Source organism: Corynebacterium testudinoris (assembly GCF_001021045.1).
GTDB lineage: Bacteria > Actinomycetota > Actinomycetes > Mycobacteriales > Mycobacteriaceae > Corynebacterium > Corynebacterium testudinoris.
In genome coordinates this window covers 492,129-508,119 of record NZ_CP011545.1, presented here as the reverse complement: position 1 = coordinate 508,119, position 15,991 = coordinate 492,129, and the positions used below count along the sequence as shown (strand labels likewise).

Here is a 15,991-nt window from a genome sequence, read left to right as displayed (position 1 = left end):
CCTAAAACTCCTGCCCGGCCTCGCGGGCGCGACGCCCCATGGCGTTGAGCTTGATGTTCGCCCAGTTGTAGAAGGCGTGCATGCCGGAGAAGATCACCACGATGAACAAGAAGGACGGCAACCACCAGGTCCAGGCGAGGTGCGCCTGCCAGATGACCAAGCCGGTGAAGATGAGCGCCGCGATGAGCACGCGGCCGGGTTGGAAGGTGTAGCGGCGGTCGTCGTCGCGGGCTAGTTTTTCGGTCATGTTAATCAAGGTCCCGGGAGTGAGCCCAGCGAGTCAGGGCGTGGCGGTTGGATTGCTGCGTCTTGCGCAGAATGTTCGAGGCGTGGGTTTCCACGGTTTTGACGGAGATGAACAGCTCCTTGCCAATCTCCCGGTAGGTGTAGCCGCGCGCTAGCAGCCGAAGAACTTCCAGCTCCCGGCGGGTGAGCGCGTCCACGACCGGGTCATCGATGCGTTCCGGCTCGTCCGCGGGGTCCTCCACGACCTCGCCACCGGCGAAGGCATCGAGCACGAATCCGGCGAGGCGAGGCGAGAAGTAGGCGTCGCCGCCATGGACCCGCTTGATGGCTTCGGCCAGCTCCGTGCCGGAAATGTTTTTGGTCACGTACCCGCGCGCCCCGGCGCGGATGAGGGAGATGACGTCCTCGGCGGCGTCGGACACGCTCAACGCCAAGAAGGTGGTGTCGGCGGTGACCCCGCGCACGACGGCGATGCCGCCGCCGTCTGGCATATGGACATCAAGAAGCACGACATCGGGGACAGTCGCATCGATTCCTTCGATGGCCTCCCCTACTGTGCCGGCATCGCCCACGATGTCGACCTTGCCGTTAAGCTCAGCGCGGACGCCGGAGCGGAACACGGAATGGTCATCGACCAGGAACACCTTCACCATGCCGTTCAGGATACCGGCAGGGCCAGGCTGAGGGAGACTTCCGTCCCCTCCCCGGCCGCGGAACGGATCGCGGCCGTCCCGCCGACCCGCTCCATGCGGGCATAAATGGACTCCCGGATACCGTGGCGATCCTCCGGGAAATCCTCCGGATCAAAGCCCGCCCCGCGGTCGCGCACGAAGATGGACAACTCGCCGCCGAGCAGCTCAGCGTAGACATCAAGCGTATCCACGCCCGCATGTTTCGCCGCATTAACCATCGCCTCCCGGGCGGCGAGGATCACCGTCTGCGACTCATCCGTGATCGCCTGGTCCGTGCCCACCGTCACGGGGGCGATGCGGATACCGAACAAATCCTCCACCTCACCGCACGCGGTTTCCACCGCCGCGAAGATGGATTGGGAGTTCTTTTCCTCCGCCTCGAACAGCCACTGGCGCAGCTCCCGCTCCTGCCCTCGTGCCAAGCGCAGGACCTCTTCCGAATCCTCGCTGCGCTTCTGGATGAGCGCCAAGGTCTGCAGCACCGAATCATGCAAACGGGAGGCGATCTCCGCCCGTTCCTCGCTCGCCGCCTTCAACGCGCGCTCCTCCGCCAGGTTGTTCCACAACCGCAGCAGGAGGGGCCCACCCAGGGCGAGGACGCCACCCAAAGTCAGCAGCACGGCCATGATCGCCGGGACAAAGCCCCCACCCTGCTCATCCAGGAACGACAAGATGAGCACGATGCCCGCGATCATCAACCCCACGCCCAGGATGATGCTGATGTAACTGCGCCCCGAATTAATCCCCCGGTCATAGGCCTGCCAGGCCAGGAAGGCACCCAACCCGGCGATGGCGAGGGGGATCAATGCCTGGCCGGGAATGCCCGAGGCAACCCTCGCGGTGAAGAAGAACCCCACGACGGCGACGATGACGAACGAGAAGTTGACCCAGCGGGGCACATTCATCCGGTGGGCCGGGGCGGGGACATCGGGAGAGGATTTACTCAGTAGCCAGATACCGGCGTAGGCGAACAGCCCCACCCCGGAGAGGAAGGCACCCACGAAAAACGCCAGCCGCACATAAAAGACGTCCACCTTGAGGTGAGCGGAGAGGCCCGCTGCCACTCCCGCAATGACCCGCCCCTCCTGAGAGCGGGCGTACACCGGGTACGCACCTGCCGAGGGGCGGTCCTGCGCATAAGGAACCGTGGCGGAAGAAGTCATGGTGTCGATCTTGGCATGAGGGCCACCCCGATACATCGGGGCAGACCCTGAAATCCACAAATCAGGGTGGCCCCCGATGTTTTTAGGCCAACACAACGCCCACAATGAAGTCATGAGCACCTCAACCGATACCCTCCGCCAGATGTGGGACACCCGCCCACCCCGTATCCCTTCGAGCCAAGGCGGCAACGCCAAGGTGGCCGGCGTCTGTGAGGGCATCGGCGTTCGTTACCAAATCGACCCGACTCTGGTGCGTATCGCTTTCGTCGCCGCCAGCCTGACCTTCGGTGGCGGCCTCGCCGCTTATGCCCTCGCGTGGCTGTGCATGCCCCGTTATGGCATGCACAACTCGCCCCTGGAGGCGGTTATCCGCTCCTCCGACCAGGTTCCGGAGGCGGAGAAGGGGGAAAAGACCACCGGTTTCGTCCTCCTCGCCGTGCTGCTGCTCATCCCCGGTCTCATCTGGGGGTCCAGCGGAGTCGGCTCCTCTGCCCTCTTCGCCATCGCGGTCATGCTCCTCGCCTGGTGGGCCTTGCATAACCGCACCCCGGTTCCCCCGGCTGGTCTGCTCGCGGACCCACCGGTGGAGACCATGCCCGTTAATCTCTCCTCCTATGAGCCCGCCGACGGCACCCCGTATCCTCCCGGGCGCACCACCCCTCCTGCTTGGGATCCGCTCGGGACTGCCCCCTTTGCCTGGGACCTGCCAGAGCCGGGCCCTGCTCCCCAGCGGAAGAAGGCACGCATCTGGCCGTGGGTCCTCGTTGGAATCGGCAGCGCCCTGGCTATCTCCGCGGCGGTCGTGATCGGCATCTTCGGCGCGGTCTTCTACGTCAACAACTCCGCCGATACCGTCGGGGACACCACTCATGTCCCGGCCAGCGAGACGGAGTTGGCCAGCCAGTACGAGGGCCACGTCGGGCGGACCACAGTCGACCTGCGCGAGCTCGCTCCGCTGCAGGAAGCCCGCGACCTCTCCATTGAGGCCGGCATCGGCCAGCTCAATGTCTACCTCCCCACGAACGTCCCGGTGGACCTCACGTGCGACGCCGGACTTGGCGAGATGGACTGCACGGACGGCGTGTACAACAAGGACGCAGAGGGTGAAACCTTGACGCTGACCGTCGAGGGTGCCATCGGCGAGGTGCTGGTGCACACCAGAAGCTAGTTAACGTGATGGGCTTCACATTCCCCCGCCTTCCCGCTAGGATTGAGAAAATTGTTCAACAATCCGCGCGGTGACAGTGCGGGGGAATGGAGCGCGTCATGGTGTTCATCGACCTTAATGCCGACCTGGGAGAAACAACCGCCGGCAACCCCGTCGCCGACGACGCCGCCATGCTGGAGCTCGTCTCCAGCGCCAACGTCGCCTGCGGCTTCCACGCCGGAGACCCCCACGACATCTCCACCACCCTCTCCTCCGCCGCCGCCCGAGGTGTCACCATCGGCGCCCACGTCGCCTACCGCGACATCCCCGGCTTCGGGCGCCGCTTCATCGACTACGCCCCCGCCGAGCTCAGCGCCGAAATCCTCTATCAGATCGGCGCACTCGACGCCCTCGCCCGGGCCCACGGCACCCGCGTCAGCTACGTCAAACCCCACGGCGCCCTCTACAACGCCATCGTCCACCACGATGCGCAGGCCAAGGCCGTCGTGGAGGGCATCAAGGCCTTCGGCGGCGACCTCCCCGTCATGCTACTCCCCGGCGGCGTCGCCATTGACCACGCCGAGCGCGCCGGGCTGCGGGTGATCCGGGAGGCCTTCGCTGACCGCAATTATCTCCCCGACGGCACGTTGGTCTCCCGCACGGAATCCCACGCGGTGCTCAGCGACCCCAAACAGGTAGCCAACCGCGTCATCGAGATCGCCCACACCGGGTCCCTCACCGCAGTTGATGGTTCCACCCTGCGCGTCGACGCGGAATCCGTGTGCATCCACGGTGATTCCCCCGGCTCAGTGCAGCTGGCCCGCGGCATCGTCTCCGCGCTCTCGGCAGCCGAGATCGATATCCGGAGCTTCCTGTGAGCGCGGTCGTGCACCGCGTGGGCACCCGCGCCGTCCTCGTCGAGCTACCAGAGCTTATCGACGTCATGGCCTGGCACGCCTCCCTCAGCGCGCAGCCGTTGCCCGGGCAAACGGAAGTCATCGCAGCCGCCACCACCGTCCTCGTCAAAACCTCCTCCCCCCGCTCCGCCCACCAGGCCGCTAAGGCCCTGCGGGACTACACCCCCACGGTCAGCGCGGAACAGGATGGAAAGACTGTGAGCATCGATGTGGTCTACGACGGCGAGGACCTCGCCGAGGTGGCCGCCATGCTGTCCATCTCCCCCGACGAGCTCATCGCCCGCCATACCTCTCAGACGTGGCTCGCCGCTTTCGGTGGTTTCGCCCCCGGCTTCACCTACTGCGTCCCCACCTCCGGGGAGTGGGAGATCGCCCGGCGCGACTCGCCCCGCACGCAGGTCCCCGCTGGGGCCGTTGGCCTGGCGGGCAATTTCTCCGCCGTCTACCCGCGCACCTCCCCCGGGGGGTGGCAGCTCATCGGGCACACCGATGCCCCCATGTGGGATGCCTCCGCCGATTCGCCTGCGTTGCTTTCGCCGGGCGATACCGTCACGTACCGGGCGGTGCGGGAACGAGTATCCGTGACCCCCACTCCCCAGCACGGGGAGGCGCCGTCCCCCGCCCAGCCCGCGCTCACCGTCCTCTCCTCTGGGATGCAGACCCTCTTCCAAGATCTCGGGCGGCCTGGCCACGGCGACATTGGCGTCAATTCCTCCGGTGCGGTTGATCGCGGAAGCGCGTGGACCGCCAATAGCCTCTTGGGCAATGATCGTCACGCAACGCTCCTGGAAAACATCGGCGGCCTGCGCCTTGAAGCACTGGTAGACACCGTCCTGGCCGTCACCGGCGCCCACGCCGAGGTCACCATCACCGATGCCAAGGACGTGTCGTCCTCCCGCCCTTTGGCCGCCCCGCTCCACCTCACCGCCGGTTCCACCCTCACGGTGTCCCCGCCGGACGAGGGCATGCGCAGCTACCTCGCCGTCCGGGGCGGGTTCGTTGCCCCGCAGACCCTGGGCTCCTCCTCCACCGACATTCTCTCCGGCCTTGGGCCGGCACCGGTGAGCGAGGGCGAGACGTTGAGTGTGGGTGAGGCGGCGAGATCTGCGGCCGTCGGCAAGCAATGCCCCAACCCTCTTCTCACCGGTGACATTCGCTGTGTCCGCGGGCCACGGGCGGACTGGTTTAGCCGGGAGGAGCAGCGCCGATTCACCACCATGGAATGGTCGGTGACCAGCCAATCCAATCGAGTAGGCGTGCGACTCGATGCCCCCGAACCACTCACCCGCACCCGCGACGGCGAGCTGGCCAGCGAGGGCATGATCTCCGGCTCGATCCAGGTCCCACCCAGCGGGCTGCCCGTCATCTTCCTCGCCGACCATCCCGTCACCGGCGGCTATCCGGTCATCGGCACCGTTGTCGCCGAGGACCTCGACATCGTCGCCCAGCTCTCTCCCGGCGCGACCGTCCGCTTCGTTTTCGTTGACCCCGACACCTTTGCTGAGGACCCCTCATGACCCAGCTTGCCTCCGTCCTCATTGCCAATCGCGGCGAGATCGCCGTGCGCATCGCCCGCACCGCCCGCGACCTCGGCATCCGCTCCATCGCCGTGTACACCCACGCCGATGCCGCATCCATGCACGCCGCCATCGCCGATGAGGCCTACGCCGTCCCCTCCTACCTCGACATACCCGCGCTTATCGACGTCGCCCTGCGCACCGGTGCCAGCTGCGTCCATCCCGGCTATGGGTTCCTGTCCGAGGACGCGGACTTCGCCCGCGCCGTCCAGGATGCCGGACTGGTGTGGGTGGGCCCCTCACCAGAGGCGATCGAGGCCCTGGGCAACAAGATCTCCGCCCGGGCGCTCGCCCGCGAGGTCAACGCCCCGCTCGCCCCCGGCACCGAGGAACCGATCAGCGACTGGCAGGACGCCCTCGCCTTCGCCGAAGAACACGGCCTGCCCATCGCCATCAAAGCAGCCTTCGGGCGCAGCCTCACCGTCGTCCGTGACACCGGCGACATCGAGCACGCCTTCGCCTCCGCCAGCCGCGAAGCCCACGCCGCATTCGGGCGCAGCGAATGCTACGTGGAGAAGTTCCTCCCCCGCCCCCGCCACGTCGAGGCACAAGTGCTTGCCGACGCCCTCGGCAACATCATCGTCCTCAGCACCCGCGACTGCTCGGTGCAGCGTCGCTTCCACAAACTCATCGAGGAAGCCCCCGCCCCTTTCCTCAGCGAACTGCACAACTCCGAGATCATCGAAGGCGCCCGAGCCATCTGCCGCGCCGCCGACTACACCGGTGCCGGCACCGTAGAATTCATCGTCGCCGCCGACGGCACGATCTCCTTCCTCGACTTCAACACCCGCATCCAGGTAGAACACCCCGTCACGGAGGCCATCACCGGCATCGACATCGTTGCCGAGCAATTCCGCATCGCCGCCGGACAACCCCTCTCCATTACCGAGGACCCCATCTCCACCGGCCACGCCTTCGAATTCCGCATCAACGCCGAAGACATTGCCCACGGCTTCGTCCCCAGCCCCGGCACCATCACCACCTTCGAGCCACCCACCGGCCCCGGCCTGCGCATCGACTCCGGCGTGCGCTCCGGTTCCCCCGTCACCGGGCATGAGGATTCCCTCCTGGCCAAGCTCATCGTCACCGGCCCCACCCGCGACATCGCGTTGCTCCGCGCCCGCGACGCCCTGAAAGAATTCACCATCCGCGGCGTCAGAACCACCCTTCCCTTCCACCGGGACATGGTGGAACACCCCGACTTTATTGGTTCAGACCTGGCCGTCTACACCGACTGGGTCGACCACAACTACCACCCAGGATTGTCCACCGGTGTGGACGATATTGCGTCAGTTCACGAGGAACGCGTGAGCTTCGCCGTCGAAGTCGACGGCCGCCTCCACCAGGTAACCATCCCCGCTAGCTCCCTGGTTCCTGAGGAGAATTAAACTCAAGGTCATGCGACCCCTCGTGGCCACAGAGCAGCTGCGGCACTCCATTTCCTCCGGGCAGTTCCCTCCCGGACAAAAGCTCAACGAAACGGATCTTGCCGCCACCCTGGGGATCTCACGCAACACCCTCCGCGAGAGCTTTGCCACGCTCACCTCCCAAGGCATCCTCACCTACATCCCCAACCGAGGCGTATTCATCAGCTCCCCCACCCTCAGCCAAATGCGCGATATCTACATCAGCCGCGCCCACCTCGAACCCGCCGCCCTCCTGTGGGGCGACCACCTCGACGCAGCCGCCTTAGACACCATCGTTTCCACTGCTGAGGCCGCCCTCGCCGCGGGCGACTTCCACGCCGTCGCCGACGCCAACCAGCTCTTCCACCGCCAAGTCGTCGATGCCTCCGGCTCCGACATCAGCAACGAATTCATGAGCCGCATCTTGGCCCTCATGCGACTCGCCTTCCTCGGAATCTCCGAGCACATGCCCGACTTCCACGCCGAGTTCGTCGCCCAGAACCGACACGTCGCCGACCTTGTAGCTGCCAACGACCGCCCCCGTGCCGCCGACACTCTGCGCTCCTACCTGCTGCAGACCCGCGAACGCCTCGCCTCATTCCTCACAGAGGACCCGGTGTACGGCGCCTAATGTCGGGGAACCCAAAACCCGCACTTCCTAACAACTCCGGGGTTAATCCCCCCTCCAAATCGGCCAAGTTGTTAGGAAGTGCGGGTTTCGTCAACTCAACGGGTTGGCTTCACTACGCCCAGAGGGCGCTGATTCCGCTGAGGGAATTCCAACCCAAGAACAGGGTAAGGAGCCATGCGACGACACCGATGATGAGGAGCCACGCCGGGTACTTGTAGCCGTTGAGGAGATCGCGGCGCATCCACGCAGCCCACAGGACGGCACCGAACCCGAAGGGCAGGATCAGCCCGTTGAAAGCACCAGCGAAAATGAGCAGGGTCTGGGGAGCCTGATTGAGGACCAAGTAGGCGACGGCGCACACCGCGATGAAGGCAACGGTAAGCCAAGAGCGCACGCGGGGTGCAGTCTTCTGCGAGGTGACGAAGGTGATCGAGGTGTAGGACGCGCCGATGACTGAGGTCAGGCCGGCAGCCCAGAGGACGACGCCGAAGACGCGGAGGCCGATTTCACCGGCGGCGGCCTGGAAGGCATCGGCCGCGATGTTGTTCCCCGACAGGGCCACTCCCCCGGCGACGACGCCGAGGATCGCCAGGAAGAGCAGGGTACGCATGATGCCGGTGACGATGATGCCCAGGACAGATACCTGGGTGATTGCCTTGATGTTCTCTGGGCCGGTGGTGCCGGAATCGATGAGGCGGTGGGCTCCAGCGAAGGTGATGTAACCACCGACGGTGCCGCCGATGAGGGTGGTGATGACGAGGAAGTCCACCTGCTCCGGAAGCACAGTGTTACGCAGTGCTTCTCCGACGGGCGGGGAAGAGACGACGGCGACATAGAGCATGAGCAAGATCATGATGGCGCCGAGGCCGATGACAATGCGGTCGAGCGCGAGGCCGGCCTTCTTGGACAGGAAGATGAAGATGGCGATGGCGGCGGAGATGGCGCCGCCGATCTTGGCGTCGAGGCCGAGCATGGCATTCATACCTAGGGCGGAGCCACCGATGTTGCCAATGTTGAAGACAAGGCCGCCGATGAACACGAGTCCGCCAATGAACCAACCCAGGCCCGGGAGGATGGAGTTGCCGAGCTCGTTGGCGCGGAGGCCGGAGACGCCGAGGACGCGCCACACATTGAGCTGGATGGCGATGTCAACGAGGATCGACGCGAGGATGGCGAAGGCAAAGGCGGCGCCCATCCTGACGGTGAAGACGCTGGTCTGGGTGATAAAACCGGGGCCGATGGCGCTGGTGGCCATGAGGAACATCGCGCCAATGGTGGCGCTGCGGGCAGCTCTCTTGCCTGCAGTGGGTGTGAGTGACATCCAGACACCTTTCCTTAAGTGATGCGAGTCACTTTAGGAGATTGTTCAACGATTTGCAATGCTTCAACGCCACGGGCCCCACACCAAGAGTTGGTGCGGGGCCCGTAACGGTAATGACGTGGGGTTTTACTCCCACTCAATGGTTCCCGGCGGCTTGGAGGTGACGTCGAGAACGACGCGGTTGACCTCAGCAACCTCGTTGGTAATGCGGGTGGAAATGCGCTCCAGGACGTCATAGGGAATGCGCGACCAATCGGCCGTCATCGCATCCTCGGAGGACACGGGGCGCAGGACGATCGGGTGGCCGTAGGTCCGGCCATCGCCCTGGACACCGACCGAACGAACATCAGCCAGCAGGACAACGGGGCACTGCCAGATCGAATCATCCAGACCAGCGGCGGTCAGCTCGGTGCGGGCGATGAGGTCCGCGGCCCGGAGGGTCTCCAAACGATCCTCGGTGACCTCACCGATGATGCGGATACCCAGGCCCGGCCCCGGGAACGGCTGGCGACCGACGATCGCTTCGGGCAAGCCGAGCTCGCGGCCCACGGCGCGGACCTCGTCCTTGAACAGCAGGCGCAGCGGCTCGACGAGCTCGAACTCAACATCATCGGGCAGGCCGCCGACGTTGTGGTGGCTCTTGATGTTCGCGGTGCCAGCGCCGCCGCCAGATTCGACAACATCCGGGTACAACGTGCCCTGCACCAGGAAGTCGACCTGCTCGCCTTCGAGGACACCGGCAACGGCCCGCTCGAAGGAACGAATGAACTCCGCACCAATAGCTTTACGCTTGGCCTCCGGCTCGGTCACCCCGGCGAGCTTGTCCAGGAAAGCGGCACGCTCATCGACAGTGACCAAGCGGGCACCTGTGGCGGCCACGAAATCGTTCTCCACCTGCTCGCGCTCGCCCGCGCGCAGCAGGCCGTGATCCACGAAGACACAGGTGAGGCGATCGCCGATCGCCCGCTGCACGAGTGCAGCGGCGACGGCGGAGTCCACTCCGCCGGAGAGACCACAGATAGCGTGGCCGTTGGGGCCAATCTGCTCCCGCACGCCGTCGATAAGCTGTTCTGCAATGTTGGCAGCGGTCCAATCAGCCTCCAAGCCAGCGACCTGGGTGAGGAAGCGGGTGAGCACCTGCTGGCCGTGCGGCGAATGCAGCACCTCCGGGTGGTACTGGACGCCAGCCATGCGCTTGTCCAGGGACTCGAAGGCCGCCACGGGAGCGCCCTCGGAGGTGGCCGTGACCTGGAACCCCGCCGGGGCCTCCGTCACGGAATCGCCGTGGCTCATCCACACCTTGTGGGTATCCGCCAGGCCGGCGTGCAGGACGCCCTCAGTTTCAACGGTGAGGTCGGTGCGGCCATACTCACGGGTACCGGTCTCAGCGACCGTGCCGCCCAAAGCAGCGGTCATCGCCTGGAAGCCGTAGCAGATACCGAAAACGGGAAGACCAAGATCGAGGATCTCCGGATCCAAGCTCGGAGCCCCCTCCGCGTACACGGAGGACGGGCCGCCGGAGAGGATGAGCGCGGCCGGGTTCTTGGCCTTGATCTCCTCAGCGGTAGCGGTGTGCGGAACAACCTCGGAATAGATGCGGGCCTCGCGGACGCGCCGAGCGATGAGCTGGGCGTACTGGGCGCCAAAGTCCACAACAAGGACGGGGCGGGGGGTAGCTGAAGTCACGAAACTGATCCTACTCGACCGACAGGTTGACCTTTTGGAAGGACTTCAAATCGGTGTATCCACACTTGGCCATAGACCGGCGCAACCCACCAATGATGTTCTGCACACCGAACGGCTCCGTCGTGGGGCCATGGAGGATGACCTCCAAGCTCGGCGGCTCTTTGTCCTCCACCTCGTAGGACTGCGGGGTCTGCACAATGCCACGCGGGAAACGCGGGTGGGCAGCCACCGCCGGCCAGAAGGTGCCACGCCCGGGAGCTTCCGCGGCCGGGGCCAGCGGAGTGCCCAGGACCACGGCGTCAGCACCGCAGGCAATAGCCTTGGCGACGTCGCCGGAGTTCTCGATCTCCCCATCGGCAATGATGTGCACGTAGCGCCCACCCGTCTCGTCCAAGTACTCCCGGCGGGCGGCGGCCACATCAGCAATAGCGGTGGCCATGGGGACCTCGATGCCCAAAGCGAACTCATTGGTGTTCGTGCCGCCGCCAACGATGACACCGGCGGCACCGGTGCGCATGAGGTGCATGGCGGTGGTGTAATCCGCCACGCCACCAGCGATGACGGGCACATCAAGGGAGCCAATGAACTCTTTGAGGTTGAGCGGCTCGCCGCCTGTGGCCACGTGCTCGGCGGAAATCATGGTGCCCTGGATAACCAGCAGTTCAGCGCCAGCCTTGATGACCATGGGTGCGAGCTCACGGGCGCGCTGCGGGCTGACGCGCACGGCTACGGTGGCCCCGGAGGCGCGGACCTCGCCGATGCGCTCGGCGAGCAAATCCTCATCGATCGGGGCGGCATGCAGCTTCTGGAGCAAAGCGATGGCCCGCGCACCGGTGAAATCAAGCTCATCGCCGGACATGACCGATTCGACGACCTGGGAAATCGCGCCCTCCAGGTCAGCCTGGCGGCCCCACAGCCCCTCGGCGTTGATCACACCGAGGCCGCCCTGGCGATCCATCTCAATGACGAACTCGGGGCTGGCTAAGGAGTCAGTCGGGTGGGACATAACCGGGATGCCGAAGGTGTAGGCGTCAATATGCCACGTGGTATCCACGTCCTGGGAGGAGCGGGTTCGGCGCGAGGGCACGATGGCAACATTGTGCAGGTGGTAGGTGCGGCGGGCCTCACGGCCAACCCCGATCTCAACATAGTCGCGCACGAGGCGCTCCCTTCTACGGGCGGGTATGACGGTTCCTTACCTTACTGCCCTCAGCGCGCGACGAAAATCCCTAGTGGTAGTTCGGAGCCTCCACCGTCTGGGTGATGTGGTGCGGGTGCGACTCCTTGAGGCCGGCTGAGGTGATCTGGACGAACTGCTTCGTCTGCAGCTCAGCGATTGTGCCGGACCCGGTGTAGCCCATAGCCGACCGCAGGCCGCCGATGAGCTGGTGGGTGATGGCGTCGATGGAGCCACGGAAGGGCACGCGCCCCTCAATGCCCTCGGGGACGAGCTTGTCCTCGCTGCGCACATCAGCCTGGAAGTAGCGGTCCTTGGAGTAGGAACGCTTCTCACCCGACAGGCCGCGGCCTTGCATGGCTCCCATCGAGCCCATGCCGCGGTAGCGCTTGTACTGCTTGCCGCCGGAGACAACGATGTCGCCGGGAGACTCAGTCGTGCCGGCGAGCATGGAGCCGAGCATGACAGTGCTGGCACCGGCGGCCAGAGCCTTAGCGATGTCGCCGGAGAACTGCATGCCACCGTCGGCGATAACCGGGACGCCTGCCTGGTGGGCGGGCACGCTGGCCTCCATGATGGCGGTGATCTGCGGGGCGCCGACACCGGCGACAACGCGGGTCGTGCAAATGGAGCCCGGGCCGATGCCGACCTTGATGGCGTCGGCTCCGGCGTCGATCATGGCCTGCGCTGCGGCGCGGGTGGCGAGGTTGCCGCCCACGACATCAATACGATCACCGAACTCGCGCTTGACGCGGGAGACCATCTCGAGCACGCGGTTGTTGTGGGCGTGGGCGGAGTCGACGACGAGGACGTCCACCCCGGCATCCACGAGCAAGCCCGCGCGCTCCCACGACTCATCGCCCGTACCGATACCGGCGGCGACAAGGAGGCGCCCAGCCGAATCCTTGGACGCATTGGGGTACTGCTCCGTCTTGACGAAGTCCTTGACGGTGATGAGGCCAACAAGCCGACTGTTGTCATCAACGATGGGGAGTTTTTCCACCTTGTTGGCGCTGAGCAGTTCCAGCGCTTCGTCCTTGGTCACGCCTTCCTTGGCGACGACCAGCGGCATCGGGGTCATGACCTCCGCCACGCGGCGGTCAAGGTCAGCCTCAAAGCGCATATCGCGGTTGGTGCAGATGCCCACGAGGGTGCCGTTGCTATCAACAACCGGCAGGCCGGAGATACGGAACCGAGCGCACAGCGCATCGACGTCCGCGATGGTCATGTCGGGGGAACACGTCACCGGATCGGTGACCATCCCGGACTCGGATCGCTTAACAATCTCAACCTGCTCGGCCTGCTCCTCGGCGGAGAGGTTGCGGTGGAGCACACCAAGGCCACCCTGGCGCGCCATGGCCACTGCCATCCGCGCTTCGGTCACCGTATCCATGGCCGCCGAGATGACCGGCACGCCCAGGCGGATGTTGCGGGTGAACTGAGTCGAGGTGTCTACTTCACTCGGGATGATGTTGGACTCTGCCGGGAGAAGCAGGACATCATCGAAGGTCAGACCCAACAGGGCCACCTTATTCGGATCGTCTCCCCCGGTGTGGACACGCTGATCAGTCATGTATGAATGCTCCTTTACGCACTGTCTGGCTTCCGCAATGCCTTCACTGTAGTGCTTTTTTCTTTTCCGGCGGTAGCCATGGGGAATTGCTCCGTGAAGCCCTCCGCAATAGTGTGGCCAGTGTGAACTACGACTCGCAAATGCCCCTGGACCCGTTCGCCGATGACCCCAACGACCCGGCGTCCTTCCTCGAGTCCGAAGAGCCGGTGATCCCACTCACCGACGAGGAACGCGCCCACATGCAGTCTGACCTAGAGATGCTTCGACGCGCCAAGGTCGTGCTCGCGCCGCGAGGAATCCTGGGAGTCTTTTACTTCTGCGAGGACTGCGAGGACCCGCACTATTACGACTGGAACATCATGGAGCAAAATCTCCTGGCCACGCTGGCTGGAGAGCTCCCGCCCGTTCATGAGCCGTCCGCCCGCCCCGACATCAATGCGTATGTGTCCTGGGACTACGCGGCCGGCTACCTCGACGGGATCAACGACCGCACGATTTAAGGCTGCTGCGTCTGCGGCGGGGAGAGCGTCCCGGCCGGAGCGGTCGTGGTGGGTGTGACCGTCGGCTCCGGGGTCGGGAGGGGATTCTCCGTGATCGGCGGGGGACCCTGCGTCACAGTGACCGTAGCCACGCTCGTCTCCGTCTCCACCTTGGTTTCCGTCACCGTCGTCGGTGCCGGGGCAGAAGCGTCAGACGACTTGGTGACGGTCTCCGTCACGGTAGCTTCACCCTTGGGCTGCTGCTCCGTCTCGCTCATCTCCCGGACCTGCTTGCGCGCCTCCGAGATCAGTTCACGCGCCCCATCCATGTCGCCCTGAGCGGCCCGGGAATCCACCTGCTCCAAGGTGCCAGCGAGTTCAATCACCGCGGCGCGGTCGCTGAACAAAGCACTGGAGATCCCCCACAGCGGGGAGCCAGGGGTGGCGTTAAAGATCGCCGTGCCGGAACCAGCAATAACCAAGGTGGCGGCGGCAGCGCCGATGAGTCCGGACAGCAGCGGCCGGGATCGACGGGCGGCCCGGCGCTCAGCCAGGGAGATGACCACGGGCTCTTCGTCTGCCCCCTCGATGAGGGGTGCCGGTGGCATCTGGCGTTCCACGTCTTCGCGCAACGCCAGGAACAGGGCGGCAAGTTCATCGTCGCCGCCCGAGGGGTCAATGCCGTGGGAGAGATCAGTGAGGAAGGCGTCATCATTGATCACCGGCTGTAGGTGGTCATTGATGTCGCCTGAGCTGGCGTCACGGTTGCGACGACTCATCACTCTTCTCCTCCATGGTCAAGATTCTTACGCAACGTGGCTAGCGCCCGGTGCTGTGCAACTCGCACGGCTCCCGGTGTGCTTCCTACAATCTCCGCGGTTTCTTCCGCAGAAAGCCCCACGAAGACTCGCAGGATCACAATGTCGCGAGCCTTATCACTTAATGAATCGAGAAGAAGGCGAACTCTGTTACTTCCATCCGCTACCAGTGCATACTCTTCGGGGGTGTCCCGCTCCGTAATGGAGTCTGGCACGTCATCGGTGGGGTGAGAATGGTCACGCGCCATGGCCCGGTGAGCGTCTGCGACCTTGTTAAATGCGATTCCGTAGACGAATGCCATGAAAGGTCGGCCCTTGTCTACAAAATTGCCAATGGAGGTGGCGACGGCGAGGCAAATTTCTTGGGCAATGTCCTCTGGGGTCGGGGTGCGGCCGCCGCCCACCCGGGCGCGCGCATAGCGCAGGACCATCGGGTGGATAATTTTCATGATTCGCTGGAGCGCCCGGCGATCACCATCGATAGCCAACGGGACTAAGCCCGCTAGTTCCTCTTCGGTGTCGCTCACTTAAGTAGCCCTCCACAACACGTCACTCATTGCTTTTGCATTCGGAAGTAGCCGAATGCACTCGGTAGTACTCGGATCCAACTTACCCCGTATCGGACGGACAAGAATTCACGAATCATTAACCTACACCATAATTGCTGGTTGTGGGCGTTTTCTTAACTTCGCCCCAGAAATAGCACTCGCTCGTCACATGTTGGCTACCGGTTGTTCATCAAGTGACTGAACACTGCCAAAGGGCCACTGATCCACAGTCGGCGCACGTGCACGTTCACTTTCATGAGGAGATACCACACCATGGCTCAGCCGCATCTGCTTCCCGGACCGAACGCAGACTTCTGGGACTGGCAGCTTCAAGGCGCCTGCCGGGGCGAAGATTCAGAGGTGTTTTACCACCCCGACGGCGAGCGGGGGCGCGCCCGCTCCCAGCGCGAGAGCCGAGCAAAACTCATTTGCCATTCCTGCCCCGTCATTGCTGCCTGCCGCGAGCACGCCCTCGAGATGGCTGAGCCCTATGGCATTTGGGGTGGATTGTCCGAGGTGGAGCGCCTCAACGTCCTACGCAACCGCAGTAAGCGCCTGCGCATCGAAGTGAAGGTCTAGCAACCCAAAGACACAAGCCCGGCAACACACG

Annotated in this window: 16 protein-coding genes; 7 read left to right on the top strand and 9 right to left on the bottom strand. The window is 64.6% G+C overall.

What is annotated here, in order from left to right; genetic code table 11:
- Nucleotide 1 precedes the first annotated feature (1 nt).
- From CTEST_RS02505 to CTEST_RS02495, 3 genes are read right to left on the bottom strand one after another with little or no spacing between them, the layout of a single operon-like run.
- Nucleotides 2-247 carry a hypothetical protein gene (locus CTEST_RS02505; RefSeq protein ID WP_047252395.1) on the bottom strand — a complete coding sequence of 82 codons (246 nt, stop codon included), beginning with the start codon at nucleotides 245-247 and terminating at the stop codon, nucleotides 2-4.
- Nucleotide 248: 1 nt separating this feature from the next.
- Nucleotides 249-899 (bottom strand): LuxR C-terminal-related transcriptional regulator, encoded by a 651-nt coding sequence (locus CTEST_RS02500; RefSeq protein WP_047252394.1) that lies wholly within the window; start codon nucleotides 897-899, stop codon nucleotides 249-251.
- Between the two features lie 5 nt (nucleotides 900-904).
- Nucleotides 905-2,101, bottom strand: coding sequence for an ATP-binding protein (locus CTEST_RS02495; protein WP_047254168.1), 1,197 nt, complete (start codon nucleotides 2,099-2,101; stop codon nucleotides 905-907).
- A 112-nt stretch (nucleotides 2,102-2,213) separates the two neighbouring features.
- Between CTEST_RS02495 and CTEST_RS02490 the strand changes: the two genes are divergently transcribed.
- The 5 genes from CTEST_RS02490 (at nucleotide 2,214) to CTEST_RS02470 (ending at nucleotide 7,779) form a co-directional block, all read left to right on the top strand.
- Nucleotides 2,214-3,269: a PspC domain-containing protein gene (locus CTEST_RS02490; RefSeq protein WP_047252393.1), complete on the top strand. Its 1,056-nt coding sequence runs from the start codon at nucleotides 2,214-2,216 to the stop codon at nucleotides 3,267-3,269.
- Between the two features lie 86 nt (nucleotides 3,270-3,355).
- Entirely contained in the window at nucleotides 3,356-4,126 is a 771-nt protein-coding gene (locus CTEST_RS02485; protein ID WP_236686121.1) for a LamB/YcsF family protein, read from the top strand.
- The gene (locus CTEST_RS02480; protein WP_047252391.1) at nucleotides 4,123-5,682 is read left to right on the top strand and encodes a 5-oxoprolinase subunit B/C family protein; all 1,560 of its coding nucleotides are present in this window, start codon (nucleotides 4,123-4,125) and stop codon (nucleotides 5,680-5,682) included. The genes CTEST_RS02485 and CTEST_RS02480 overlap by 4 nt, the downstream gene beginning before the upstream one ends.
- A complete protein-coding gene (locus CTEST_RS02475; RefSeq protein ID WP_052844279.1) occupies nucleotides 5,679-7,130 on the top strand; it encodes an acetyl-CoA carboxylase biotin carboxylase subunit in 1,452 nt (483 codons plus the stop codon). The genes CTEST_RS02480 and CTEST_RS02475 overlap by 4 nt, the downstream gene beginning before the upstream one ends.
- Before the next feature lie 10 nt (nucleotides 7,131-7,140).
- Nucleotides 7,141-7,779, top strand: a complete 639-nt coding sequence (locus CTEST_RS02470; RefSeq protein WP_047252390.1) for a GntR family transcriptional regulator — start codon at nucleotides 7,141-7,143, stop codon at nucleotides 7,777-7,779.
- Between the two features lie 112 nt (nucleotides 7,780-7,891).
- Here the strand turns inward: CTEST_RS02470 and CTEST_RS02465 are convergent, their stop codons facing one another.
- The 4 genes from CTEST_RS02465 to guaB form a co-directional block, all read right to left on the bottom strand.
- On the bottom strand, nucleotides 7,892-9,100 hold the full coding sequence (locus CTEST_RS02465; protein WP_047252389.1) for an NRAMP family divalent metal transporter: 1,209 nt from the start codon (nucleotides 9,098-9,100) through the stop codon (nucleotides 7,892-7,894).
- A 126-nt stretch (nucleotides 9,101-9,226) separates the two neighbouring features.
- A complete protein-coding gene (gene guaA, locus CTEST_RS02460) occupies nucleotides 9,227-10,786 on the bottom strand; it encodes a glutamine-hydrolyzing GMP synthase (protein ID WP_144413200.1) in 1,560 nt (519 codons plus the stop codon).
- A gap of 10 nt (nucleotides 10,787-10,796) precedes the next feature.
- Nucleotides 10,797-11,945 carry a GuaB3 family IMP dehydrogenase-related protein gene (locus CTEST_RS02455; protein ID WP_047252387.1) on the bottom strand — a complete coding sequence of 383 codons (1,149 nt, stop codon included), beginning with the start codon at nucleotides 11,943-11,945 and terminating at the stop codon, nucleotides 10,797-10,799.
- A 70-nt stretch (nucleotides 11,946-12,015) separates the two neighbouring features.
- The gene (guaB, locus tag CTEST_RS02450) at nucleotides 12,016-13,536 is read right to left on the bottom strand and encodes an IMP dehydrogenase (protein ID WP_047252386.1); all 1,521 of its coding nucleotides are present in this window, start codon (nucleotides 13,534-13,536) and stop codon (nucleotides 12,016-12,018) included.
- A gap of 122 nt (nucleotides 13,537-13,658) precedes the next feature.
- Between guaB and CTEST_RS02445 the strand changes: the two genes are divergently transcribed.
- Nucleotides 13,659-14,036 carry a DUF5319 domain-containing protein gene (locus CTEST_RS02445; RefSeq protein WP_047252385.1) on the top strand — a complete coding sequence of 126 codons (378 nt, stop codon included), beginning with the start codon at nucleotides 13,659-13,661 and terminating at the stop codon, nucleotides 14,034-14,036.
- Here CTEST_RS02445 and CTEST_RS02440 read toward each other — a convergent pair.
- A complete protein-coding gene (locus tag CTEST_RS02440; protein WP_047252384.1) occupies nucleotides 14,033-14,794 on the bottom strand; it encodes a hypothetical protein in 762 nt (253 codons plus the stop codon). The genes CTEST_RS02445 and CTEST_RS02440 overlap by 4 nt on opposite strands.
- Nucleotides 14,794-15,360, bottom strand: a complete 567-nt coding sequence (locus CTEST_RS02435; protein ID WP_047252383.1) for a sigma-70 family RNA polymerase sigma factor — start codon at nucleotides 15,358-15,360, stop codon at nucleotides 14,794-14,796. The genes CTEST_RS02440 and CTEST_RS02435 overlap by 1 nt, the downstream gene beginning before the upstream one ends.
- A 294-nt stretch (nucleotides 15,361-15,654) precedes the next feature.
- Here CTEST_RS02435 and CTEST_RS02430 point away from each other — a divergent pair, with 294 nt between their 5' ends.
- Complete coding sequence (locus tag CTEST_RS02430) at nucleotides 15,655-15,960, top strand: WhiB family transcriptional regulator (RefSeq protein WP_047252382.1); 306 nt, start codon at nucleotides 15,655-15,657, stop codon at nucleotides 15,958-15,960.
- The last annotated feature ends 31 nt before the right edge of the window (nucleotides 15,961-15,991 follow it).

Excerpts from the sequence above, each read along its gene's own strand:
- CTEST_RS02505 (WP_047252395.1), bottom strand. The coding sequence starts at position 247 with ATGACCGAAAAACTAGCCCGCGACGACGACCGCCGCTACACCTTCCAA.
- CTEST_RS02500 (WP_047252394.1), bottom strand. The coding sequence starts at position 899 with ATGGTGAAGGTGTTCCTGGTCGATGACCATTCCGTGTTCCGCTCCGGC.
- CTEST_RS02495 (WP_047254168.1), bottom strand. The coding sequence starts at position 2,101 with ATGACTTCTTCCGCCACGGTTCCTTATGCGCAGGACCGCCCCTCGGCA.
- CTEST_RS02490 (WP_047252393.1), top strand. The coding sequence starts at position 2,214 with ATGAGCACCTCAACCGATACCCTCCGCCAGATGTGGGACACCCGCCCA.
- CTEST_RS02485 (WP_236686121.1), top strand. The coding sequence starts at position 3,356 with ATGGAGCGCGTCATGGTGTTCATCGACCTTAATGCCGACCTGGGAGAA.
- CTEST_RS02475 (WP_052844279.1), top strand. The coding sequence starts at position 5,679 with ATGACCCAGCTTGCCTCCGTCCTCATTGCCAATCGCGGCGAGATCGCC.
- CTEST_RS02470 (WP_047252390.1), top strand. The coding sequence starts at position 7,141 with ATGCGACCCCTCGTGGCCACAGAGCAGCTGCGGCACTCCATTTCCTCC.
- CTEST_RS02465 (WP_047252389.1), bottom strand. The coding sequence starts at position 9,100 with ATGTCACTCACACCCACTGCAGGCAAGAGAGCTGCCCGCAGCGCCACC.
- guaB (WP_047252386.1), bottom strand. The coding sequence starts at position 13,536 with ATGACTGATCAGCGTGTCCACACCGGGGGAGACGATCCGAATAAGGTG.
- CTEST_RS02440 (WP_047252384.1), bottom strand. The coding sequence starts at position 14,794 with ATGAGTCGTCGCAACCGTGACGCCAGCTCAGGCGACATCAATGACCAC.
- CTEST_RS02430 (WP_047252382.1), top strand. The coding sequence starts at position 15,655 with ATGGCTCAGCCGCATCTGCTTCCCGGACCGAACGCAGACTTCTGGGAC.